Source organism: Paraburkholderia translucens, assembly GCF_020881035.1.
Taxonomy (GTDB): Bacteria; Pseudomonadota; Gammaproteobacteria; order Burkholderiales; family Burkholderiaceae; genus Paraburkholderia; species Paraburkholderia translucens.
In genome coordinates this window covers 222,077-243,802 of sequence record NZ_JAJITC010000003.1, presented here as the reverse complement: position 1 = coordinate 243,802, position 21,726 = coordinate 222,077, and the positions used below count along the sequence as shown (strand labels likewise).

Here is a 21,726-nt window from a genome sequence, read left to right as displayed (position 1 = left end):
ACCGTGCCCACAGGCATATTTCCTTGATTCGCCGCAAAACTGTTATTACCCTCTACGAAAGGCAGTTCCGGCTGCTGGCCCCATGCCCCCGGCGTCGATGACCGGCTGCCGTTCTCAGGTGCCGCCTTCGGCTGACCGTCCGTGATTCCTGTCCGGAGGGATAGAACAAATGCGTGCCACTCTTCACTTGTCAAAGCTGCTGGCCATCGCCGCGCTTGCAGCCATCGCGGCCTCGGCGCAGGCCCAGACCACCGCAACGACCACCTTCCAGGTCAGGATCACCATTCAAGGTACCTGCCTGATCTCTTCAGCCACGGACATCGACTTCGGCACGCAGCTCTCGGCCGCGAGCACGTACTCGCAGACCGGCACCATCAACGTCCAGTGCACCAACGGCCTGCCCTTTACGCTGGGACTCAATGGCGGCACCGTCACGGGCGATGTCAACGCGCGCGCCATGGAATCCACGGCGGGCACCCGGATTCCCTATACCCTGAGCCACGACTCGACAGGTACGAACTGGGGGAACGACGCGCCCTCGTGGTACTCGGGCACCGGGACCGGCATAGGTCCCGGCTACAACATCCCGCTCACTGTCTATGCAACGGCTACCGTGGGCGGTACAGAACCAGTGGGCCAGTATCTGGATACCGTCACCGCAACGATTTCCTACTGATGGGGGATGTCCATGCACTCCATGCGTTCACTGGTTCAGCCACCCCTGCTCCGTGGCGTCTGGAGTGCAGCAGCCATCGTCGCCGCCGTCGGCGGCGCGGCGCCAGCGCAAGCCGCCGCGATCCTCCAGGTCGCACCGGTCCGCATGGAATTCCAACCCACGCAGCAAGGCCAGACGATCCAGATCGCCAACAAGGGGCAAGACGCCGTCGAGGCACAGGTGCGCATCATGCGCTGGACCCAGGAAGACGGTCAGGATCATCTGAGCCCGGCGGCCTCGAGTGAGCTCGTAGTCAGCCCGCCCATCATGCACATCGCGCCGGGCCATCAGCAGACCGTGCGCGTGATCCGCCTCCACCCGACGACGCCCGCAAGTGAGCTCAGCTACCGCCTGCTGATCGACGAACTGCCGCACCAGAGCGTGCCGCACGGAACCGGCCTGAGGTTGCTGATGCGCTATTCGCTGCCGATCTTCGTGAACACCACGCCGACCCCGCCGGTGCCGAGACCACAGCACGGTGCCACCGTCATCAGAACCGACCTCAGCAATGTCCACGCCCAGGTAGCGGCCGGCCAGGACGGCAAGGCCGAGTTACGCGTCGAGAACGACGGCAACCACGCCATCCGCATCAGCGCCTTGAGCACCGTGGCATCCGGCGGCCAGACCCAGTCCGTGGATGGCGGGCTGGTCGGCTATGTCCTGTCTGGCCAACACATGCGCTGGCCTCTGAACGTTCCTTATCCTTTGCCGCCAGGCATGACGCTCAAGGCCCGATTCGATGACGACACTGAAGCGCAGGCGGTGCCAATGGACGGTGCTGGCCGCTAGCCTTAGTCTTGTCGCCGGAGTGCTATCGCCTGCCTGGTCTGCGGCCCCGCCGGCAGACATCGACTCTTCGCGGGGACAAGACCTCTATCTGGAGGTGGCGGTCAATCATGTGGAACTCCGGCGAATCGAACATTTCGTGGTGCGCGACGGACACATCTATACCGACGCGAACACGCTGCTAGGGCTCGGCCTGACCTGGCCCGGCGCCGCGACTGCCAGCGGCCTCGTCGACCTGACCAGCCTGCCAAACCTGCAAACCCAATACGACGTGGCCAATCAGCGACTCGAGATTTTTGCGCCCGTCGAATTATTGAGCGGTCCGCCTTCGGAGGTCGGCTACGCGACGCCGCCCGTGCCGCATCTGGACCCCGCGACGCGTGCACCCGGCCTGTTGTTGAACTACGACTTCTACACGCAAAGGGACAACGATACGACCAGCGCCAGCGGCTGGACCGAACTGCGTCTGTTCGGGGTGGGGCCCGGAATCTGGCGCACCAGTAACCTGACGCAGCTGACCCGCGGCTATGGCACCGACAGCGAACGCAATATCCGCCTCGACACATCCTGGCAACTGGATTTTCCGGACTCGATGACGACAGTGACGATGGGCGACGCCTTGAGCGGCGCCTTGTCGTGGACTCGCACCATGCGGTTCGGCGGCCTGCGCATCTCGCGCAACTTCGAGCTGCAGCCTTACCGGGTCACGGTGCCGCTGGCCTCGTTCGTCGGCGAGACGGCGGTCCCGTCGCTCGTCGACCTTTACATCAATGGCGTGCGGCAGGCGCAGGGGCCCGTGGCGCCGGGCCAGTTTCAGGTCGTCGGCGCGCCCGTCATCTCGGGCGCGGGTACGGCGCAGATCGTGGTCACCGATATCACCGGCCAGCGGCGAGTCGTCAACATTCCGTTCTACAACAGCACGAGACTGTTGCAGAAGGGCCTCAGCGACTGGTCGTTCGAGGTCGGCGCACTGCGTCTCGATTACGGCATTCGCTCGTTCTCCTACGCGGACAACGCCATGTTCAGCGGCAGCGGCCGCTATGGCGTGACCGATTATCTGACGCTAGAGGCGCATGGCGAGACCTCCCACGGCCTGACCATGGGCGGCGTCGGCGCAGCCGTCCGGCTAGGCCAGGCCGGCGTCATCAGCGCGTCCTTCGCTACCAGCAACCACGGCAGCAGGCGCGGACAGCAATACGGCGCCGGCTACGAATGGCGCGGCTACGGCTTCAGCGTCAATCTCTCGACCTTGCGCCGCAACGACGCGTTCCAGGACATCGGCACGCTCGAGGGCTCGACGTTGCCGCTGAGCAGTTCGCAGGCGTTCCTCGGCTGGAATCTCGGACGTGGTCAGCTAGGCGCCAGCTTTGTGCATCAGACATACCAGGATCTTCCGGGCGCAAGCTACGCGGGCCTCAGCTGGTCGCAGTCGTTTGGGAGATTTGGCTATTTCAGCGTGGGTGCGAATCGCGATCTCGAAGGCCACGGTGGAACCACAGCCTATGCCTACTGGTCGCTGCCGCTCGGCAACCGGGTCCAGACCTGGGCGAGCGCTGTGCACCAGGGTCGAGGCAACACCGGAACTGTCGGCGCCGCGCAAAGCATTCCCGGCGACTCCGACGGCTGGGGCTGGCGCGTTCAGGCCAGCGCCGGAGAGGATGCGGGCGGCCAGGCCGAGATCAGCCAGCTCACACGCTTCGGGCAATGGCGGCTCGGCGGCCAATACTTGAGGAACCAGAGCGCGGGCAACAGCACGGTGTATGCCGACGTCACAGGGGGGGTGCTCCTGATGCAAGGTCATGTGTTCCCCATGCGCAGGGTCTACGATGCCTTCGCGCTGGTATCGACCGACGGCATCGCCGGCGTCCCGGTCAAACTGGAAAACCGCCTGATCGGCACCACCGACGACAACGGCCTGCTGCTGGTGACGCCACTCAACGCGTGGCAGAACAACGATCTGTCCATCGATCCGCGCGGGCTGCCGGCCGATGTCAGCGTGGAGCGCGTGCGCATGCAGGCAGTCCCCTCGACAGGAAGCGGCATGCTGGCGCGCTTCGAGATGCAGACCATGCTGATGCTCGACTTTTCCGTACATAGCGTGACGGGCGAAGCGATACCGGCGGGCACGCAAGCCGTGCTCGACCCCGGCAGCCTTCCCGTGACGATCGGCTATGACGGCCGCGTATTCCTCGAGAACCCGCCCGCAGGTGCGCGGCTGTCCGTGCCCTTGAACACGGGCCAATGCGTCGCGACTCTGCCGGACACACTGCCCCAACGCGGCCGGATCGACCTCGGAGATCAGCCATGCCGATAGCCCGCGCGTCGCCTCGCAACCCGGCCGCGCTCATGTTCTGGCTCGCGGTCTTCGTCGCCCTGGCGCTTCACGTACAGCCGGCCCACGCGCAGTCCTCGGACTCCTGTTTCGTCAACGGCGCGTTCGGCATGGACTTCGGCACGGTCACGAGCAGTGGCCGCCCGGCTACATCCCAGCTGAACATTACCTGCGAGCCGGACTTTTCAGGTGGCCAAACCTTCCACTACCAGGTCTGCATCTATCTGAACCCGGGCCAATGGAGCGGTGGGCAGCCGACACGGCGCATGAGCAACTACAACAACGCCTATCTCAACTACGACCTGTTTTCCGATCCCGTCCACACACAGCACATCGGAGCACCGGGCTCCACGCCCGTCTACCAGGTGCAGATCGTGGCTGCACCTGCGACGCCTCAGACCGTCAATATCCCCATCTACGGCTGGGTCTATCCGGGGCAAGCGGTTCCCGCGGCCATCCCCTTTTCGGAGCAAGGCATCACGGGCCTTCTGCGCTTCCGGTACAGCACCGCGAGCTTTGCCAGTTCGGCGGACTGCACCACCGGCGGGATCGGCGGCGGCATCTCCATGTTCAATTCCTCAGGCGTCCTTGCGACGTTCGAGTACGGTTGCTGGGTTGCCGCCACCGATATCGACTTCGGAGCCGTGCCCCCTCCTCTAAGCCAGTTGAGGGAAACCGGCAACATCCGGGTCGAATGCCCGCCCGGCACGACCTGGAGCGTGGGCCTCGACAATGGGCTGAATTTCGATGGCTCCATGCGCCGCATGGCCGGAACCGGCGGATTCGTGCGCTATCAGCTGTATCAGGACTCGAGCGCCACGCAGGTCTGGGGCAACGATGACGCAAGCATGGTTCAAGGCACGACCGACACTGCCGGCAACACGGTATCTCTCACCGTTTATGGCCTCGTGCCAGCCCAACCCGACCTTGCAGTCGGCGATTACGTCGATACGATCGTCGTCACGCTGTACTACTAAGGGATTCACGCGAGACGCGACGAACAGGCGGCCGCTCCACGCAAACGACCGCGCGCATTTACCCGAATTCGTCGTGTTGCGGCAGTTGGTCAGTGATGGAATACCACGGTGCTTTCGAACCCACGAAAATGTGGGCAGTGGGACGCATGGAGGGTGAGTCCGTCAGGGTTCCCAGCGTGACATGAACGTATTGCCCCTGACGAACCACCGAGAACATCAGGCTTCCGCATAGCTTGCAGCGCACATCGTGTTCCGCTCGTTCATCACCGAAAATCAACAGGCTGTCTTCGCCCTCGGTGATACGCAGCTTGTCACGCTCGATGCCCGCGAATGGTTTGAACGCCGAGCCGGTTGCACGCCGACAGTTGGAACAATGGCAGTTCAACGCATAGACGAACTCGTCCTTTACCGAGTAATGGACGGCGCCGCAAAGGCATCGGCCGGCAAGCAATGGTTTCATGGCTGGGCTTTGAACAGAAGGGCGTGTCGCTGAGTTAGCGCCTGAAAATGACTTGCGCCGTGCCGACCTCGATCGGCGACGACGTGTGCTGGTGGACGATCTTCCACCCCTCGGCTTGCTGCCGGAGCGTCATGGTCAGGCGATTGTCCATCGAGCGCAACTCCAGGCCGTCGGCATCGACGGCTTTGTAAGTCGCGAAGGCGTGAACCACGGCGAGGTCCGCGGCCACGATCGTTCGCGCATCGCTGAAATCCACGATCACCCGCTCTTTACCCAGCGAGCCGAACCAGCCCTGGACCACTGCCCGCCACGATGCGATGCCATGGTGCGACCATGCCCCCCACATGTCGAAGACCACCGTATCCCGGTCGTATAGCGCGACGAACGAGTCCACGTTTTTTGCCCATACCGCGGCTGTGTAGTCTTCCAGCACCTGCAGGATCGGATTGTCGGGTCTGTCCACGGTGTGTTCTCCTGAATCGGGTTGTGATGGCGGCCAGAATCGGCGCGAAACGCGAATCCGACGTTGCTGACCGATTGTCCTACCAGGCAACGACGTTCGACGAACCTCCGGATCGACACCTGAGCGACGCAAGATTTCAATTCGATGGCGCGCCGCCGCGCATCCTACTGGGCGGTCTGCTGACGTTGATACTCGTTGTGCTTCATTTGCATGTAGTCGGCGCGGCTGACCTCATGCAATTGCCGCGGATACTGCTCGGTCGCATCGAACCAGTCCGCGAAGCGTTTTTCGACGCGGGCATTGGCCGGACTGGACAGCGCACCAAGATAGGCATCGATGGCGAGGTAGTAGCGCATGGTATTGCGTTCCACCAGACCACGCACGCCGCCGATGTATTGCGTCTCGCCCGTCGATGGATCGCGCGTTGAGGAAAAGCCGACCTTGTCGCTGCCGATCGTCGCCAGATAGGTTTTCATGGCAAGCCGTCCCGCCGTGCCGTACCCATAGGCGTAAGTCAGATGGATAAAGGTGCGGCTATCGTCCACGGGTATCGCTTCCAGCACGATCCGGTAGTCTTTCGTGCTGAGCGGCCCCGTCGCCGCGCTTAGCTCGACGCGAAAATAATCCGGGGTGCTCGCGACCGGGCGAAAGTCGAATTGCACCCGGTAGGACGACGACAGTGATTCCTCGGTTTTCTTGCCGATGTTCACGGTGAGGACCGTACCATTGGCGCCGCTCGAGGCATGACAGTATTTGGTGTTCAGATGCAGGATCAGCACGTCGCACCAGTTGGCCGGGCCCTGCGCCGGGTCGCTGAGCGCGCCGCTGACCACCGCGAAAGGATAATTGAGCACACCATAAATATCGCCCTTGAGCGCCGACGGCAACTCCTGCGATTCAAGGTGCAAGGGACGCTGAAACGGGTTGTGCGCAAGTTGCTGCGTCAGACTCTGATATTTGTCCCGCAGGCGAGCCGCGCTGTCGTCCGCTTGCGCGAAGGTGCTCTGGCACAGGAAGCAGAAAAGCGTCGCTATGACGAAGCTCCACCACCGCCGGGCCCGCTCGTCGACGGCTGCTGATCTGGCAAGCCTGCTCATGGTCCGCCTCCTTAGCGATGCGCGCGCGGCGCTCAACCGTCTTGCGTGGCGATATCGACCGCGGCCCGCAGGTCTTCCGGATGAACCATCAATTCGCGGACCTCGCGCAGCGTGGCGTACTGGTCGAGCACCGCGCGCCATCGCGGCGATTCGAGCAACTGACGCCACACCGGTTCGAGGTCCGCGGAATCGGCTTCGCGACCTTCCGCCAGCGCGCTCGCGAATTCGAGGCTGGCGTGGGCCGACAGCAGCTGCATCCGGCTCGCGGGACTCAGCACGCGCGGCGTCGCTTCGACGGGCGCGTCGCAGCAATAGAGCACGGTCCTGCGCAGACCGGGTCCGTCGCTCGTCAGCGCGGCCAGCGAAGCGCCGCGCAGCCGCACCGTCCCCTGCAACGTGCGGAACGAATAGACGGTGTGCGGGTCCGCGTGCGCGAGCAGCGTCAGTCCGCGCACGAGCCGCGGCAGATCGGTGGTGGCCGCGTCCACCGATGCCTTCGCTTCGACGAGCAGGCACACGTCCCACGTCGCGGCGTCGGCCGGAGGCTGCGCCTCGCGCAGCAGCACCACGTCCCATTCGGTCTTCGCGCGCTCGTGGCTCGCGGGTATCGCGGCCGGCACGCGCATCGAATTCACGACACGGTAAGTCGCGAACTCACCCTGCGCGTCGTTCAGCCGCCGCGCGAGTGCGGCGAGCGCATCGGTGGCCGATGCTTCGACCGCGGCGCCGCGCCGCTTCGAGCTCAAGCCTCGCGCGACGGCACTCGAGCTTCCCGGGCGCGGCCCCTGGCGATCCCACAGCACCTGGTAGTGACGCACGCGCTCGTCGGACGTGAGCGCGTCGAGACGCCGCAGGCGATGCAACGCGTCACTCTCCAGCAATTGCGCAAGGCCGCGTTGCAGCGCCGCTTCATGCGCGATTCGCGGGGTCTCGAGGCAACGCTGCAAGGCGTCGGCCAGCGCGGGCCACGCCTCGGCGAACGCGAGCGCGTGCAGCCGCGCCAACGCATCGCGTTGCGGACCGGGCAGCAACCGCTGCTGTTTGGCTGGATGAGCGATCGCATTGACGGCCGCGTGAATCAGCCGGCGATCGACACTTGCGTGCGCGGCGAGCGACGCGTACTCGCGCACCACGGCGTTGCGATGCCGCAGCAGCATCGCCTGAAACACCGGGTCGCCGCCTTCCTCGCGCATCGCGTCCCGAATCATGCGCGCGAGCGTCTCGATGAAGAGCCGCCGGTTCGCCGCCTCCGGCGCTTCGCCACGCGCGCTCGCCTCGCGAGCCTGCTCGATCGCGAGCGCGAGCATGGTGGCGGGACTCGCCTGCTGCGTCGATGCACACACGATCGCGAGCGCCGGCAGGCGATAACGGCGCGCGACAGCGTCGAGCTTCTCATCGAGCAAGGAGGGCGATGGCTTCACTGACATAGCGATATGTCGATACGTTGGCGAAGTAACTGTACATGAACGTTCGGTGCGGCGCGCGGCGCGCCCCGCCGGTCTACGAGTCGTCGTAAGGTGCGCAGCCCGGCAGAACCGCGCTCGTCCAGTCAAAACGTCATGGCCATCGATCTGACCAAAGAACGCTTGGCGTAGTCCCGATCAACATTACAAACGACACACACGAATCGCTCCCGCCATTACATTTGACCGACATTGAGTATGCGTTGCGGATTCAGCACGAAATTTGCTCGGGATTAACACCGATAAACGCGGCTTCAATCAAGCAGCCGCTTAACGCTCGGCGTACACTCGCCCGGAAACGTCTGCCGTCAAGCGCAAGGGGCAATGGAGCGGCCCGTCGTCCAACGCGGACTTCTGGAGATCTGGAGACTCGGGAGAACGATCCATGAGCTGGACTCGGGAACAAAGAAACGTCACGATCGCCGCCTATCTGGGCTGGACCCTCGACGCATTCGATTTCTTTCTGATGGTGTTCGTATTGAAAGATATCGCGCAGGAATTCAATACGGACATTCCGTCGGTCGCGGTCGCGATCATGTTGACCTTGATGATGCGTCCGCTCGGCGCATTGATTTTCGGCTGGCTCGCCGACAAACACGGCCGCCGTCCGACCCTCATGCTCAACATCGCGTGCTTTTCGCTGCTCGAACTGCTGTCCGGCCTGTCGCCGAACCTGATGACGCTGCTCGTGCTGCGCGCCCTGTTCGGTATCGCGATGGGCGGCGAATGGGGTGTCGGCGGCGCGCTGACCATGGAAACCGTGCCGCCGAAGTCGCGCGGTATCGTTTCGGGTCTCCTGCAGGCCGGCTATCCGAGCGGGTACCTGCTGGCTTCGATCGTGTTCGGCCTGTTCTTTCAATACATCGGCTGGCGCGGCATGTTCTTCGTCGGCGTGCTGCCCGCGCTGCTCGTGCTCTACATTCGCGCGCACGTGCCGGAGTCGCCGGCGTTCCAGACGCTCGAAAAGAAGGTGCGTCCCGGTCTCGTCGCGACGCTCAAGCAGAATATCGGCCTGTCGATCTACGCGATCATCCTGATGACCGCGTTCAACTTCTTCTCGCACGGCTCGCAGGATCTGTATCCGACCTTCCTGCGCGTGCAGCATCAATTCGGCGCGCACACGGTGTCGTGGATCACGATCACGCTGAACATCGGCGCGATTTGCGGGGGGCTCTTCTTCGGCTGGATGTCGGAGCGGATCGGCCGTAAGCGCGCGATCTTCATCGCCGCGCTGATCGCGCTGCCGGTGCTGCCGCTGTGGGCTTTCTCGAGCACGCCGATGCTGCTCGCGCTCGGTGCGTTCCTGATGCAGATCTCGGTGCAAGGGGCATGGGGCGTGATTCCGGTGCACCTGAACGAAATCTCGCCCGATGAAATTCGCGCGACCTTCCCCGGCCTCGTGTATCAGCTGGGCAATCTCATCGCGTCGGTCAACGGTCCGCTGCAAGCGAAGCTCGCCGAACTGCACAACAACGACTACGCGCTCGTGATGGCGGTCGTGATCGGCGTCGTCGCGATCGTGATCTGCGCGCTGATTCCGTTCAGCCGGGAGCGCCGCGGCATCGACATGACGCAGTCCGCGCGTGACGTCGTCGAGGCGGGCTCGACGGGGAGCGCTGTCGGAGGACAGGTGTAAGCGCGTCAGGCGCTCGAACCGCTACGGCGAAGCCGTTCCGATCCATTCGGAACGGCTTTTTTTTCGTCCGCGCGGCATGACGCGCCACGCAACTCAAGGCACACTGGCACACGTCCGGCGGCCCCGGAGAGCAAAGAGGCCAGCTACGGCGCGTCCAGCGGAGCAACCGATCACATGAACGACTCGTATCTGAACTTCGTCAACTCGCCGTTCGGCGGGGGTCTCGTGCGCTCGCTCGGCCTGCCGAAGCCCGAGGTGCTGCGGCGCTATCGCGCGGACCGCCCCGAGTTCGACGGTCTGATCGCGATCGGCGCGGGCCGCGAACCCCGGCTGCTCGACGCGCTTGCGAGTCTCGTCGCGAGCGTCGGCATGACGAGCGTCGCGCACGACAGCGCCGCGCTGTGGGTGGCGCTCGCCAACCGTCGCGGCCTGATGACCGGCCGCTTCGAGCCGGCGGAAGCCGGTTCGCCGGGCAAGCTCGCCGCGCTGCTGTTCGACGCGAGCGGTATCGACGACAGCAGCCAGCTCGAACCGCTGCACGGCTTTTTCCACGACACGCTGCGCTCGCTCGGCAAGTGCGGGCGCATCGTCGTGCTCGGGCGGCCGCCCGAGGCCTGCGCGAGCCCGCGTCAATGGACCGCCCAACGCGCGCTCGAAGGGCTCGTGCGCTCGCTCGGCAAGGAGGCGCGGCGCGGCATCACCGCGAATCTCGTGTACATCGGGCAAGGCGCGGAAGGCGGCGCCGAGGCGACGCTGCGCTTTTTTCTGTCGCCGCGCTCGGCCTATGTGTCGGGCCAGGTGGTGCGGATCGCGGCCAACGGCACGATCCCCCACAACGCGCCCGCGTTCGACTGGCGCCAGCCGCTCGCCGCACGGCGCGCGCTCGTCACGGGCGCCGCGCGCGGCATCGGCGCGGCGATCGCGAGCGTGCTCGCAGCCGAGGGCGCGCAGGTGATCGGCCTCGACGTTCCGTCCGCGCGCGACGCGCTCGCCGCGACGATGCGTCAGTTGAACAGCAGCGCGCTCACGTTCGACATCGCCGCGCCCGAAGCGCCCGCGCAGATCGCCGCCGCACTCGACGAGCTCGGTGTCGATATCGTCGTGCACAACGCCGGCATCACGAAGGACAAGACCATCGCGAAGATGTCCGACGCCGCATGGCAAGGCGTGATCGACATCAATCTGAGCGCGCAGGAGCGCATCGACGACGCGCTGCTCGCGGGCGGCATCCTCCGCGACGGCGGGCGCATCGTCGCGGTGTCGTCGATCAGCGGCATCGCGGGCAATCCCGGCCAGACCAATTACGCGACTTCGAAGGCTGGCGTGATCGGCCGCATCGAGAGCATGGCGCCGCACCTGCGCGCGCGCGGCATCACGATCAACGCGGTCGCGCCCGGCTTCATCGAAACGCAGATGACCGCGATGCTTCCGTTCGCGATCCGCGAGGCCGGCCGCCGCATGAACTCGATGAGCCAGGGCGGCCAGCCCGTCGACGTCGCGCAGACCATCGCGTGGCTCGCGCATCCGGGCTCGGCGGGCGTGACGGGCCAGGTCGTGCGCGTGTGCGGTCAAAGCCTGATTGGCGCCTGAACGGGAGCAACAGCATGGGCGAACCGGGTGATCCGTTCGGCAGCCGTCAGCATGCGAACGCACCGGGCGGCGACGGCTCGCGGCCGAAAACCATCGTCATCGATACGCTGCCCGCACCGGCAAAGCTGTATGGGCGCGCGCTGACGGGCCTCGTCAAGCGCGGACGCGACTCGCGGCTGCCGGCGCTGCGCCTCGTGCGGCCCGCCGTCGCGCTCGATCCGGGACCGGTGTGGCGCTATGCGCGCGTGTGCGGCTTCATTCCCGAGCACGGCGTGCCGCTCACTTACCCGCATCTGCTCGCGTTTCCCCTGCATCTGTTGATGCTGACCGACCCGGCGTTTCCGTGGCCCGCGCTCGGCCTCGTGCATCTGGCCAATCACGTGCGGCTGCGCCGCCCGCTCGCGTACAAGGACCTGCTGCGCATCGAGGTCGAATTCGGCGCGCTGCTGCGTCACGACAGGGGTCAGGCGTTCGTCGTGCATACGCGTATCTATCGGCGCGGCGAGGCGGTGTGGGACGGCGACAGTATCTATCTGAAGCGCTCGGTGCCGGCGCTCGGCCATCCGCTCGAAGCGCTGACGCTCGGGCCCGATGCGCTGCAGCGCATCGCGCGCTGGCAACTCGCGCCGCAACTGGGCCGCGACTACGCGAGTGTGTCGGGCGACTACAACCCGATCCACATGAGTGCGCTGGCGGCGAAAGCGTACGGCTTTCCGCGCGCCATCGCGCATGGCATGTGGACGCTCGCGCGCGCCGCATCGTCATTGCAGCCGCCCAAGGCGCTTGCCGAAGCGACGCTGAGCGCCGAGTTCAGGGTGCCGATGCTGCTGCCGGGCGAAGCGACGCTGTGGAGCGCATCCGCGTCGCTGATCGAGCGCGAGTTCGAGGTGCGCGATATCGCTGGGGAAAAGCCCCATTTGCGCGGGCGCATGCAGTGGCGGCTGCTATGAGCCGCGAGCACACTGTAGCCCTGCGATCCGGCCACAACCCGAGGAGCCGAGCATGTCCTACCCGCAACCCGCCGTGCGCCGCGTCGCCATCGTCGGAGGCAACCGGATTCCGTTTGCCCGCTCCAACACCGCGTATGCGACCGCATCGAATCAGGACATGCTGAGCTTCACGCTGCAAGGTCTGATCGATCGCTACGACCTGCACGGCGTGCGTCTCGGCGAAGTCGCGGCGGGCGCGGTCATCAAGCATTCGCGCGACTTCAACCTGACGCGCGAGTCCGTGCTGTCCACCACGCTCGCCAGGGAAACGCCCGCCTACGACGTGCAGCAGGCCTGCGGCACCGGCCTCGAAGCGGCGCTTCTCGTCGCCAACAAGATCGCGCTCGGGCAGATCGACGCGGGCATCGCGGGCGGCGTCGATACCGCGTCCGACACGCCGATCGGCGTCAATGAGCGCATGCGCAAGATCCTGCTCGAAGCGAATCGCGGCAAGAGCACCGCTCAACGGATCAGCGCGCTCAGCAGACTGCGGCCCGGCATGTTCTTCAAGCCTCTCCTGCCGCGCAACGTCGAGCCGCGCACGGGGCTGTCGATGGGCGAGCATTGCGAACTGATGGCCAAGCGCTGGAACATCTCGCGCGAGGCGCAGGACGCGCTGGCGTACGAGAGCCATCGCAAGCTGGCCGATGCGTACACGCGCGGCTTCATCAACGATCTGATGACGCCGTACAAAGGCCTCGCGCGCGACAACAACCTGCGCGCCGACCTGTCGCTCGACCAGCTCTCGAATCTGAAGCCGGTGTTCGACCGCGACGCCGGCACGCTGACCGCGGGCAATTCGACGCCGCTCACCGACGGCGCCTCCGCGGTGCTGCTCGCGAGCGAAGCGTGGGCAGCCGGGCGCGGCTTGCCGGTGCTTGCGTATCTGAGCTGGTCGGAGACGGCGGCCGTGGACTTTTTCGGCCGGCAGGAAGGCCTCCTGATGGCGCCCGCCTACGCGGTGCCGCGCATGCTCGCGCGCGCGGGCCTCGCGTTGCAGGACTTCGATTTCTACGAAATCCACGAAGCGTTCGCTGCCCAGCTTTTGTGCACGCTCGCGGCATGGCAGGATGACGAATATTGCCGCACGCAGCTTGGCCTCACCGGCGCGCTTGGCGCGATCGATCGCGCGAGGCTCAACGTGAACGGCGGCTCGCTCGCGACCGGCCACCCGTTCGCGGCGACGGGCGGACGCATCCTCGCCGCGCTCGCAAAGATGCTCGCGCAACTCGACAAACCGGCCGGCAGCGCGCGCGGGCTGATCTCGATCTGCGCGGCGGGCGGCCAGGGGGTGGTCGCGATTCTGGAACGCTAGATTCCAACACTTCAGGAGACAACCGATGACCCAGCCTACCCATGCCCCGCCGCAAACGCATGACGCGAGCGGCGCGCATGCGCCCAACACCGACGGCATCTGGTACGGGTCCTACCCGCACGACGTGCCGCGTGATATCGACATTACGCAGTACGAGTCGATCGGCCAGTTCTCCGACGAATGCACCGCGCAGTTCCGCAACCGCGTCGCCTACGTGAGCGTCGGCGCGAACCTGACGTACGGCGAGCTGGGCCGCAAGGCGAGCGCGTTTGCCGCGTACCTGCAAAGCATCGGCGTGCAGCCGGGCGATCGCGTCGCGATCATGCTGCCCAACACGTTCCAGTATCCGGTCGCGCTGTTCGGCACGATCAAGGCGGGCGGCGTGGTCGTCAACGTGAATCCGCTCTACACGGTGCGCGAACTCGCATATCAGCTCAAAGACAGCGGCGCGCAGACGATCGTCGTGTTCGAGAACTTCGCGAAGACGCTCGAAGATGCATTGCCGGACACCCAGGTGCGCAACGTGATCGTGACGGGCCTCGGCGATCTGCTCGCCGACGGCCTGAACCTGAAGGGGCGCCTGCTCAATTTCATGTTGCGTCACGTCAAGAAGATGGTGCCCGCCTACAGGCTGCCGCGGGCGGTGCCGCTGCTCAAAGCGCTCTCAGCTGGCTATTCGCTGCCTCTCAAGCCGGTCAGCGCGACACATGAAGACATTGCATTCCTGCAATACACGGGCGGCACCACCGGCATCCCGAAGGGTGCGATGCTCACGCACCGGAACATCATCGCCAATCTGTTGCAGGCGAAGGCGTGGGCCGCGGGACAGCTGTCCGGCGAAGGCGAAACCGTGCTGACGCCGCTGCCGCTTTATCACATCTACTCGTTGACCCTGAACGCGATGATCTTCATGGGGCTCGGCGGGCGCAACATTCTGATCGCGAATCCGCGCGACATGAAGCGCGTGATGATGATCATCCGTCACGAGAAATTCACCGGCATGACCGCCGTCAACACGCTCTATAACGCGTTCCTCGACAACGAGGAATTCTGCCGGCGTGACTTTTCCGGCCTGAAGCTCGCGATGGCGGGCGGCATGGCGACGCAAAAAGCCGTCGCCGAGCGCTTCAAGGCGGTGACGGGCAAGCCGATCGTCGAGGGCTACGGGCTCACCGAGTGCTCGCCGATCGTATCGATGAATCCTGTCGATCTGTCCAATCTGCGCGACTTCGAAGGCTCGATCGGCCTGCCCGCGCCATCCACGCAGGTGCGCTTCAGAAAGGACGACGGCAACTGGGCCAATATCGGCGAGGCGGGCGAGTTGTGCGTGAAGGGGCCGCAGGTCATGAAAGGCTATTGGAACCGCCCGGAGGAAACCGCGAAGGTGCTAGACGACGACGGCTGGCTCGCGACCGGCGACATCGGCGTGATGGATTCGCGCGGCTTTATCCGGCTGATCGATCGCAAGAAGGACATGATCGTCGTGTCGGGCTTCAACGTGTATCCGAATGAAATCGAGGACGTGATCGCCGCGCATCCGGGCGTGCGCGAAGTCGCGGCGATCGGCGTGCCCGACCCCGCGCAGGGCGAGCGCGTGAAGGTCTTCATCGTGCGGCGCACGCCGACGCTCACCGCCGAGCAGGTGATCGCGTACTGCCGCAAGAATCTAACCGGCTACAAGGTGCCGAAGCTGGTCGAGTTCCGCGACGAGCTGCCGCAAACCAACGTCGGCAAGATCCTGCGCCGCGCGTTGCGCGACGAGGAACTCGCGAAGCAGAAGTCTGCCTGACGGGAATAAGCGCTGCTTCAAAGCGTTAATGCTTTGTTGCGTTGCGTTTGCCTCGCCGGGTTGCATGAGCGGCCGCGGCACTTTCCGGAGAGATTCATGAAGCAGCGCATGTCCGCTCGTTCGCACCGCCTGCGGCAACGCTTACCGGCGTGCGCACTGCTCGTCGCGCTGGCCCTGCTTGCGCTACCCGCGGCCTACGCGAAGAACGACGATCCCCCTGCTCCACCCAGCGCCGTCAAGCCGCCGGCCACGCCGGCCGCTCAGGTCGGCAAGCTGACGCTCGACCAGCAGGTCAAATGGCTGCGGGCCGCGCAGCAAAGCGGCGCGCTCGAAAAGCTCGGCGACGCGCAACTGGTCGCGCTGTTCCAGTCGCTCAACCCGCTTGCGCTGCCGCGCTATATCAAGGAAGGGCCGAACGGCTACCCGTCGTACGAGTTCACGATGTTGCGCTCCGAACGCATTCGCGGCCAGTGGCCCGACGAGCCCGATCACATGCTGGTGCGAATCGCGCACGATCCGCTGCGAATCTACGCAAAATGGCTGCCCGACGGCGGGCATGCGGGCCAGGAAGTCATCTACGACGAATCGAAGCGCGACGACGAAATGCTCGGCCACCTCGGCGGCATCCTGAACGTGATGCCGATGTGGACGTCGCTGACCGGTACGCTCGCGCGCTCGCAATCGAACCACAACCTGCGCGATCTCGGCACCGAGTACATCGCCACTCAATATCTGAGCGAAGGAAGGAAATACGCGGAGACCGGCTTGCCCCGTTCGGTGCAGATCGCCGTCAAGACGATCGACGGCGTGCGCGTGGTCGCGTTCACGTTTGAAACGCCGGTCGGCCAACCCCAGTTCTACGCGAAGAAGGAAACGCTCGGGCTCGATCTGCGGCATCCGTTCTTTCGCAGCGTCGAGTCTTACGACAACGACGGCAAGCTATTCGAGCGGATCGTGTTCGAGAAGATCACGCCGATGACGTTCGATGACGCGACGTTCGACCCGGAGAACAAAGACTATAAGTTCTAGCCGCGCGCGCACCGCGGCGTCAGCGCGAAGGCCACGTAGGCGGGCCTTGCGTGCGGCCCGTCGCGCTCTTCGTGTCGATGCTCGACGAAGCGTCCCGTGCGAAGGGCGAGGTGTCGCAGGACGAAGTAATCGGACGCGCGCGTGAAGCCGATCAGCGAAGGCGTCGCGGGTGGCAATTGGCTTGCGCCGAGCAGCGGCGCGAGTGCGGTGAACCAGAGCACGCCGGCATCGTCGCCGGTTTCGAAAGTCGGCAAGCGAAGCTGCGCGGCATAGCGCGCGAACGACGCGCCGCATTCGAGCGTCGAGTCGACGATCGCGAACGTGCGAGCGGCATCGGCGCGCGCGGCGGCTTGCGCGAGCCACGGCCATGCGCCGCCCGCGGCCGTCGAGAGCCATGCGCCGGTGACGAGGAAAGTGCGTCGGTCCATTGGCGTGCACGTCCAGTTCACGTGTACCCTCGCCGGTCGCGCCACGCCGCTGGCCAGATGCCCTGCTTGCCGGGCGCGAGAATGCCGTTCGGGTCGAGCGCATCCTTCAGCGTTTCCGCGAAGCGTAGCGACGCGCCATCGTTGAAGCTGTATTGCGCGGCCGCAAAATCCATGTACGCGAGATGCGCGCGATATTCGCCATAACCGGCCGCGCGTGCATCGCTCATCAGCGAGCGCAGCAGCTCGCCCGCCTGCTCCACCTGGTTCGCGTCGCCGCGATCGAAAATCGCCGCGAAGATGTGATGCAGATGCCGCGCGCCCGCCGTGAAGCCGCCGTAGTAATCGAAACCATATTCCGCGGCGCGCGCTTTCACCATCGTGTACTGGCGCATCGCGTCGCGCCCGGTCGCCGGACAGATCGGCGCGAAGTCGACGTGCGCGCCCGCGCCGCCGCGCCAGTCGAGCATGCGAAACGCGGTCATCGCGGGAATGCCGGCCATGTTGCGATCGCCGCCGCCGGCGGGCTGTGCATCGCCCGCATAACGCGCCGCCGATAGCCGCGCCTCGCGCACGCGCGCGAAGGCGTGCTCGATCAGCGCATAGCGCGCGTCGATCAGTTCGGGCGTGCCGTACAGCGCGAAATGCAGGTTCCAGCGCCCCACGCCGAGCTTGTCGAGCATGGCCTGCACCGCGGCCTCGGGCATCGCGCCCGCGCCGTCGTACCACTGCTGGCGCGCCGAGAGACTCGCCGCGCGCCGCAACCCGCCCTCGATCACCGCATGATTGCGGATCGTGCCGTCGAGCCGCAGCGGCCGCAGAATCTCGACGATCGCCTCCAGATCCGCCTCGCGACGAAACTGGAATTCGCCGAGCAGATAGGCGGGTGGCGCCGGCATCAGCCACACCCCGAGCTTCGTGACGACGCCGTAGTTCGACTGCATGAACATCGCATCGAAAGACGGTCCGTAGCCCGGCTGATACAGCTGCCACGCGGTGCCGATCTCGATGCCGCCCATGCCGGTGCGCAGCACGTCGCCGTTGGCGAGCACCACCTCCATCCCGCATTGCGCGGCCGCGTGATCGCCGTAGTCGGTATAGCCGAAGCCGCGCTCGAGCGTGTTGCCGAGCACGCTGCCCCAGCCGGCAGCGGGAGGATCGACCCAGAGCCTGTAGCCCTTCTCGCGCAGATGCGCGTACAGATCGAAATAGCTGACGCCGGGTTCGACGAGCGCATAGGCCAGCGTTTCATTCACTTCGAGGATGCGGTTCATGCGCTGCAAGTCGAGCACGACCGAGCCGGTCAGACGCGGCGCCGCGCCGCCGTACGCAAAGTTGCGCCCGGTCGACACGGTCCACAGCGGAATCCGGTATTGATTGGCGATGCGCAACACCGCGCGGATTTCATCGACTGACGCGGGCAGCAGCGCCGCGCTCGCGGCAAATGCGCCTGGATCGCCGGGCGCGAACGGATCGAGATAGGCGGAAAGGCCGGCCTCCGAGTTCACCACGTGCGCGTCGCCGACGATCGCGCGCCAGCCGGCGAGCGCGCGATCGAACTGAGCGGCGGACAGGTTCGGGGGCAGCGTCTGGGGCAAGACGTCTCCTTGTCGGGCTAGTGGCGGGCGCAGGCGCGCTCGGCGAGCCGCGCGCTACCGTCCGCTACTGCTGCCACGTCTCAGGCTTGCCACCGAGTTCGTTGCACACGTCGAGCGCGATCTCGCGCAGCTTGCCTTCCGCGATCGCGCCGGACAGTGCGTAGCCCAAGCCGTCGCTGATCCAGTAGAAGGTGCGGCGCTCGCCATCGCGCAACAGACGGAACGCGGTTTCGTCGCGCGTGACGCCGGTCACATACAGTGTCAGGCGCGCACCGGCCTGGTTCTCGTACATGAACTGCGCCGCCGGTCCCGCCTCGCCGGGCAACAGCCGGCCGCCCACCAGCGAATAACCATACTCCTGCAGCGACGGCAGGGACAGCGGACGATTCAGCCGCTTCGACAGCCACGTGATCAGATGCGCCTCTTCGCTCGCGGCGACTTCGACCGGATGACGCCGCTCCGGCGAGTACACCGCGTAGGCGATGTCCGCGCGCTGCGCAAAACCGGCCGGCTGGGCGCCGAAGCCGCTCCAAGCGCCGCCGGTCAGCCGCGGCGCGAGCGGACCGAGCGCCAGCGCGAGCCCGGCGCCGGCCGCGAGCCAGCAGGCGGCGAGACCCACGCGCTGCCACCACGGCCGCGAACGACGCACGATGATGAAGGCCGGCTCCTGCGCCGCCGCGGGTGGGCTGGCCGCGTGATGTCGCCCGCCCGGTTCGGCGGCCTGCCGTTGATCGTGCGTGTGCTGCGCTGCTTGCGCTTGTCCCGCCTCGCCGCGCGGCGCGCCGCACAGCGCGCGCAGCGCCGCCTTCTGCGCGCGCCACGCCGCGACACGGGCGGCGGCCTGCGGATGCTGGCCAAGCTGCGTTTCAACCGCGGCGCGCTGTGCATCCGGCAATTCGCCATCGACATAGGCCGACAGCACGCGCAGATCGAGCTCGTCGGGAAGGCCAGAATCGAAATCGTCGTTGTTCATTATCGGTTTCTCACCACTTTCAGCGGCGCGATCTTGTGCGCCGCCTGCGGCGCACCGGGATGCGGCCCCTGTATCGGTCCCTGCGGCTCCTCGCACAGCAACGCGCGCATATGCTCGCGCGCGCGCGACAGCCGCGACATCACCGTACCGATCGGCACCCCCAGCGCGCTCGATGCCTCCTGGTACGATAGCTCCTCGACACACACCAACAGCAGCACCTCACGCTGCTCGAGCGGCAGGCAGTACAGCGCGCGCTGCACGTCGCGCAGCACCAGACCGTCGACCTCGCCATGCGGCGCCTCCAGATTGCGCCACGGCGCGCTTTCGTCGTCGACGGCGATCTCGCGGCGGCCGCGCAACTGGTCAATGTACAGATGCCGCAGGATCGTCAGCAGCCACGCGCGCAGATTGCTGTTCGGCCGGAACGCCGACCAGTGCGCAAGCGCCCGCTCCGCCGTATCCTGCACGAGATCGTCGGCCCAGGCGAGGTCGCCCGTCAGTGCGCGCGCGTAACGGCGCAACTGCGGCAACCACGCGATCACTTCTGCTTCGAATTTCACCCGGTGTGCCAGGCTCGGTCGCGGCGTTAGTAGCCGCCGCCACTGCTCGTGCTGTTGCTGCTCGAGCCCGACGCCGCGGTGTCGGTACCGGCGGCGTGCGCAAGCGAGCCGCATGCAAGCGCGAGCAGGACGAAGAGCGCTGACAGAATTCGGGATGCTTTCATGGTGAACCTCCTGGCAGGTACCCGGCGCGCGATCCATCGACCGGCGCGGCGGGCGGCAGGCCGCAGAATGCGGTGCTGTCATACTGGACTTAACGCTGCGGGCGCCCGGTTTATTCCACCGCCGTCGCAGCGCTCTCCAATGTTCTTCCTTTTCCGCCAACCATGCCGGCAATGCCTGGAGAGACCGGAAGAAGCCGCCATTGATCAGCAGATTCGTAACTCAACGTTACGGCGTCACGTTATCGGATGCTTATGCGCTCACAAGTCGTTATAGTGGGCGAAGTTAACCCCGTCGACATGCTCTGCCCCCGCCTTGAGTAGAAAGAGTAAAATCGCGGCGAACCACCGTTTATCTAACCTGAATTGTCCATGGCTTCCGCAGAATCGCATCCGCAAAACGACTTCATGAATGCCGCGCGCAAGGAACGCAAGCGCGTCGAGATTTATCTGGTCAACGGTATCCGCCTGACCGGATGCATCGAGTCGTTCGATCAGTACCTGGTGATGCTGCGCACGCCGGTTGGCCTGCAGGGCATCTACAAGCGCGCGATCTCCACGATCCAGCTCGACACCGGCACGCGGCCGGCGCCGCGTACGGGGGGCAGAACGTCGCACGGCGAGCACGGCGCGCGCGGCCCGCATGGTTCGCGCGAACATCGTGAGCCGCGCGATGCGCGCGAATCGTATGGGGCGGCGTCGCCGGAGCGGGCACCGGGCGAGCGCGGAAGTGGTAACTCCGAAGGGCCGGTGGTGGTCACGCGGCGTCGGCGCCTGTTCGGCACCGGCGGCGAAGGCGGCAATCACGGCGGCGGCAGTCCCGGCGGCATTCAGGAATAACGACGCAAAGGCGGTAACGGCCGCGCCTCGCTACTCCGTGGCCGGACCGAGGCGCCGCAGAATCTTCTCAAATCGCATCAGCTGCCGCTCAGTCAGCTCGAATCTTCCCTTGACCGCCGGCACCGGGCAGCGCCGGTTGCCGCGTCGCCCAATTCCAGTGTTCCAATTTGGGTTCCACGACGTGGGCTGCGTGCACACGTGGCGTACACGCCGGCGTTTTCGCGTTCGTGAAGCCACTGAACCGGCCTCCTCGGATTGCCGCGATGCGCTATTCTGAATGATTGACCCTCTGCTGATGGAGTTCGACATGACCAGCAAAAGCCAGCACGCTCCGCAGCCTGCGCGCGTGCCCCGGACGCCGTCGACGTCCGTCGATATGCGGCTCGACGAAGCGCTGATGGAAAGCTTCCCCGCCAGCGATCCCATCGCGGTCGACGTGACGAAGTCGTCTCACGAGCGGATGCGCAAGACTCAGGCGGGTACGCGCAAGCGACATTGAAGTCGAGTCATCTAGCGCCGCGCGATGGC

The 21,726-nt window shown here is 65.6% G+C and carries 21 protein-coding genes; 12 read left to right on the top strand and 9 right to left on the bottom strand.

Annotated features, from left to right (window positions below; all coding sequences use genetic code 11):
* Window positions 1–169 precede the first annotated feature (169 nt).
* Genes LJ655_RS06645 through LJ655_RS06630 form a run of 4 tightly spaced genes read left to right on the top strand, consistent with a single transcriptional unit; the run spans window position 170 to window position 4,810 of the window.
* Entirely contained in the window at window positions 170–676 is a 507-nt protein-coding gene (locus tag LJ655_RS06645) for a Csu type fimbrial protein (RefSeq protein ID WP_230560468.1), read from the top strand.
* Between the two features lie 6 nt (window positions 677–682).
* Window positions 683–1,504, top strand: a complete 822-nt coding sequence (locus LJ655_RS06640) for a fimbrial biogenesis chaperone (protein WP_230560467.1) — start codon at window positions 683–685, stop codon at window positions 1,502–1,504.
* Entirely contained in the window at window positions 1,455–3,815 is a 2,361-nt protein-coding gene (locus LJ655_RS06635) for a fimbria/pilus outer membrane usher protein (RefSeq protein ID WP_230560466.1), read from the top strand. The genes LJ655_RS06640 and LJ655_RS06635 overlap by 50 nt, the downstream gene beginning before the upstream one ends.
* The gene (locus LJ655_RS06630) at window positions 3,806–4,810 is read left to right on the top strand and encodes a Csu type fimbrial protein (protein WP_230560465.1); all 1,005 of its coding nucleotides are present in this window, start codon (window positions 3,806–3,808) and stop codon (window positions 4,808–4,810) included. The genes LJ655_RS06635 and LJ655_RS06630 overlap by 10 nt, the downstream gene beginning before the upstream one ends.
* Window positions 4,811–4,868: 58 nt before the next feature.
* On the opposite strand, the gene LJ655_RS06625 is transcribed toward LJ655_RS06630, so the two are convergent.
* From LJ655_RS06625 to LJ655_RS06610, 4 genes are all read right to left on the bottom strand, one after another.
* Complete coding sequence (locus tag LJ655_RS06625) at window positions 4,869–5,270, bottom strand: GFA family protein (RefSeq protein WP_230560464.1); 402 nt, start codon at window positions 5,268–5,270, stop codon at window positions 4,869–4,871.
* Between the two features lie 34 nt (window positions 5,271–5,304).
* Entirely contained in the window at window positions 5,305–5,733 is a 429-nt protein-coding gene (locus LJ655_RS06620; protein ID WP_230560463.1) for a YybH family protein, read from the bottom strand.
* Window positions 5,734–5,897: 164 nt separating this feature from the next.
* Window positions 5,898–6,830, bottom strand: a complete 933-nt coding sequence (locus tag LJ655_RS06615) for a hypothetical protein (protein WP_230560681.1) — start codon at window positions 6,828–6,830, stop codon at window positions 5,898–5,900.
* Window positions 6,831–6,862: 32 nt separating this feature from the next.
* The gene (locus LJ655_RS06610) at window positions 6,863–8,257 is read right to left on the bottom strand and encodes a 3-deoxy-D-arabino-heptulosonate 7-phosphate synthase (RefSeq protein WP_230560462.1); all 1,395 of its coding nucleotides are present in this window, start codon (window positions 8,255–8,257) and stop codon (window positions 6,863–6,865) included.
* Between the two features lie 421 nt (window positions 8,258–8,678).
* Between LJ655_RS06610 and LJ655_RS06605 the strand changes: the two genes are divergently transcribed.
* The 6 genes from LJ655_RS06605 (at window position 8,679) to LJ655_RS06580 (ending at window position 16,641) form a co-directional block, all read left to right on the top strand.
* Window positions 8,679–9,929, top strand: a complete 1,251-nt coding sequence (locus LJ655_RS06605; protein WP_230560461.1) for an MFS transporter — start codon at window positions 8,679–8,681, stop codon at window positions 9,927–9,929.
* Window positions 9,930–10,103: 174 nt separating this feature from the next.
* Complete coding sequence (locus LJ655_RS06600) at window positions 10,104–11,519, top strand: 3-oxoacyl-ACP reductase (RefSeq protein ID WP_230560460.1); 1,416 nt, start codon at window positions 10,104–10,106, stop codon at window positions 11,517–11,519.
* A 14-nt stretch (window positions 11,520–11,533) separates the two neighbouring features.
* Entirely contained in the window at window positions 11,534–12,469 is a 936-nt protein-coding gene (locus LJ655_RS06595) for a MaoC/PaaZ C-terminal domain-containing protein (RefSeq protein WP_230560459.1), read from the top strand.
* Between the two features lie 52 nt (window positions 12,470–12,521).
* The gene (locus tag LJ655_RS06590; protein ID WP_230560458.1) at window positions 12,522–13,823 is read left to right on the top strand and encodes an acetyl-CoA C-acetyltransferase; all 1,302 of its coding nucleotides are present in this window, start codon (window positions 12,522–12,524) and stop codon (window positions 13,821–13,823) included.
* Window positions 13,824–13,848: 25 nt separating this feature from the next.
* Window positions 13,849–15,612, top strand: coding sequence for an AMP-binding protein (locus LJ655_RS06585; RefSeq protein WP_230560457.1), 1,764 nt, complete (start codon window positions 13,849–13,851; stop codon window positions 15,610–15,612).
* 96 nt (window positions 15,613–15,708) lie between these two features.
* A complete protein-coding gene (locus tag LJ655_RS06580; RefSeq protein ID WP_425605776.1) occupies window positions 15,709–16,641 on the top strand; it encodes a DUF1571 domain-containing protein in 933 nt (310 codons plus the stop codon).
* Here the strand turns inward: LJ655_RS06580 and LJ655_RS06575 are convergent.
* From LJ655_RS06575 to LJ655_RS06555, 5 genes are all read right to left on the bottom strand, one after another.
* Window positions 16,638–17,069 carry a hypothetical protein gene (locus tag LJ655_RS06575; RefSeq protein WP_230560455.1) on the bottom strand — a complete coding sequence of 144 codons (432 nt, stop codon included), beginning with the start codon at window positions 17,067–17,069 and terminating at the stop codon, window positions 16,638–16,640. The genes LJ655_RS06580 and LJ655_RS06575 overlap by 4 nt on opposite strands.
* 17 nt (window positions 17,070–17,086) lie before the next feature.
* On the bottom strand, window positions 17,087–18,664 hold the full coding sequence (locus LJ655_RS06570; protein WP_230560454.1) for an FAD-binding oxidoreductase: 1,578 nt from the start codon (window positions 18,662–18,664) through the stop codon (window positions 17,087–17,089).
* Between the two features lie 64 nt (window positions 18,665–18,728).
* Entirely contained in the window at window positions 18,729–19,637 is a 909-nt protein-coding gene (locus LJ655_RS06565) for an anti-sigma factor family protein (RefSeq protein ID WP_230560453.1), read from the bottom strand.
* Window positions 19,637–20,197, bottom strand: a complete 561-nt coding sequence (locus LJ655_RS06560; RefSeq protein ID WP_230560452.1) for a sigma-70 family RNA polymerase sigma factor — start codon at window positions 20,195–20,197, stop codon at window positions 19,637–19,639. The genes LJ655_RS06565 and LJ655_RS06560 overlap by 1 nt, the downstream gene beginning before the upstream one ends.
* Before the next feature lie 26 nt (window positions 20,198–20,223).
* Window positions 20,224–20,361, bottom strand: a complete 138-nt coding sequence (locus tag LJ655_RS06555) for a hypothetical protein (RefSeq protein ID WP_230560451.1) — start codon at window positions 20,359–20,361, stop codon at window positions 20,224–20,226.
* 369 nt (window positions 20,362–20,730) lie between these two features.
* On the opposite strand from LJ655_RS06555, the gene hfq reads away from it, so the two are divergent.
* Window positions 20,731–21,198: an RNA chaperone Hfq gene (gene hfq, locus LJ655_RS06550; RefSeq protein WP_230560450.1), complete on the top strand. Its 468-nt coding sequence runs from the start codon at window positions 20,731–20,733 to the stop codon at window positions 21,196–21,198.
* A gap of 307 nt (window positions 21,199–21,505) precedes the next feature.
* Window positions 21,506–21,697 (top strand): hypothetical protein, encoded by a 192-nt coding sequence (locus LJ655_RS06545; protein ID WP_230560449.1) that lies wholly within the window; start codon window positions 21,506–21,508, stop codon window positions 21,695–21,697.
* Window positions 21,698–21,726: the final 29 nt, after the last annotated feature.

Coding starts and splice junctions, on each gene's coding strand:
- LJ655_RS06645 (WP_230560468.1), top strand. CDS start 170: ATGCGTGCCACTCTTCACTTGTCAAAGCTGCTGGCCATCGCCGCGCTT.
- LJ655_RS06640 (WP_230560467.1), top strand. CDS start 683: ATGTCCATGCACTCCATGCGTTCACTGGTTCAGCCACCCCTGCTCCGT.
- LJ655_RS06635 (WP_230560466.1), top strand. CDS start 1,455: ATGACGACACTGAAGCGCAGGCGGTGCCAATGGACGGTGCTGGCCGCT.
- LJ655_RS06630 (WP_230560465.1), top strand. CDS start 3,806: ATGCCGATAGCCCGCGCGTCGCCTCGCAACCCGGCCGCGCTCATGTTC.
- LJ655_RS06625 (WP_230560464.1), bottom strand. CDS start 5,270: ATGAAACCATTGCTTGCCGGCCGATGCCTTTGCGGCGCCGTCCATTAC.
- LJ655_RS06615 (WP_230560681.1), bottom strand. CDS start 6,830: ATGAGCAGGCTTGCCAGATCAGCAGCCGTCGACGAGCGGGCCCGGCGG.
- LJ655_RS06610 (WP_230560462.1), bottom strand. CDS start 8,257: ATGTCAGTGAAGCCATCGCCCTCCTTGCTCGATGAGAAGCTCGACGCT.
- LJ655_RS06605 (WP_230560461.1), top strand. CDS start 8,679: ATGAGCTGGACTCGGGAACAAAGAAACGTCACGATCGCCGCCTATCTG.
- LJ655_RS06600 (WP_230560460.1), top strand. CDS start 10,104: ATGAACGACTCGTATCTGAACTTCGTCAACTCGCCGTTCGGCGGGGGT.
- LJ655_RS06595 (WP_230560459.1), top strand. CDS start 11,534: ATGGGCGAACCGGGTGATCCGTTCGGCAGCCGTCAGCATGCGAACGCA.
- LJ655_RS06590 (WP_230560458.1), top strand. CDS start 12,522: ATGTCCTACCCGCAACCCGCCGTGCGCCGCGTCGCCATCGTCGGAGGC.
- LJ655_RS06585 (WP_230560457.1), top strand. CDS start 13,849: ATGACCCAGCCTACCCATGCCCCGCCGCAAACGCATGACGCGAGCGGC.
- LJ655_RS06580 (WP_425605776.1), top strand. CDS start 15,709: ATGAAGCAGCGCATGTCCGCTCGTTCGCACCGCCTGCGGCAACGCTTA.
- LJ655_RS06575 (WP_230560455.1), bottom strand. CDS start 17,069: ATGGACCGACGCACTTTCCTCGTCACCGGCGCATGGCTCTCGACGGCC.
- LJ655_RS06565 (WP_230560453.1), bottom strand. CDS start 19,637: ATGAACAACGACGATTTCGATTCTGGCCTTCCCGACGAGCTCGATCTG.
- LJ655_RS06555 (WP_230560451.1), bottom strand. CDS start 20,361: ATGAAAGCATCCCGAATTCTGTCAGCGCTCTTCGTCCTGCTCGCGCTT.
- hfq (WP_230560450.1), top strand. CDS start 20,731: ATGGCTTCCGCAGAATCGCATCCGCAAAACGACTTCATGAATGCCGCG.
- LJ655_RS06545 (WP_230560449.1), top strand. CDS start 21,506: ATGACCAGCAAAAGCCAGCACGCTCCGCAGCCTGCGCGCGTGCCCCGG.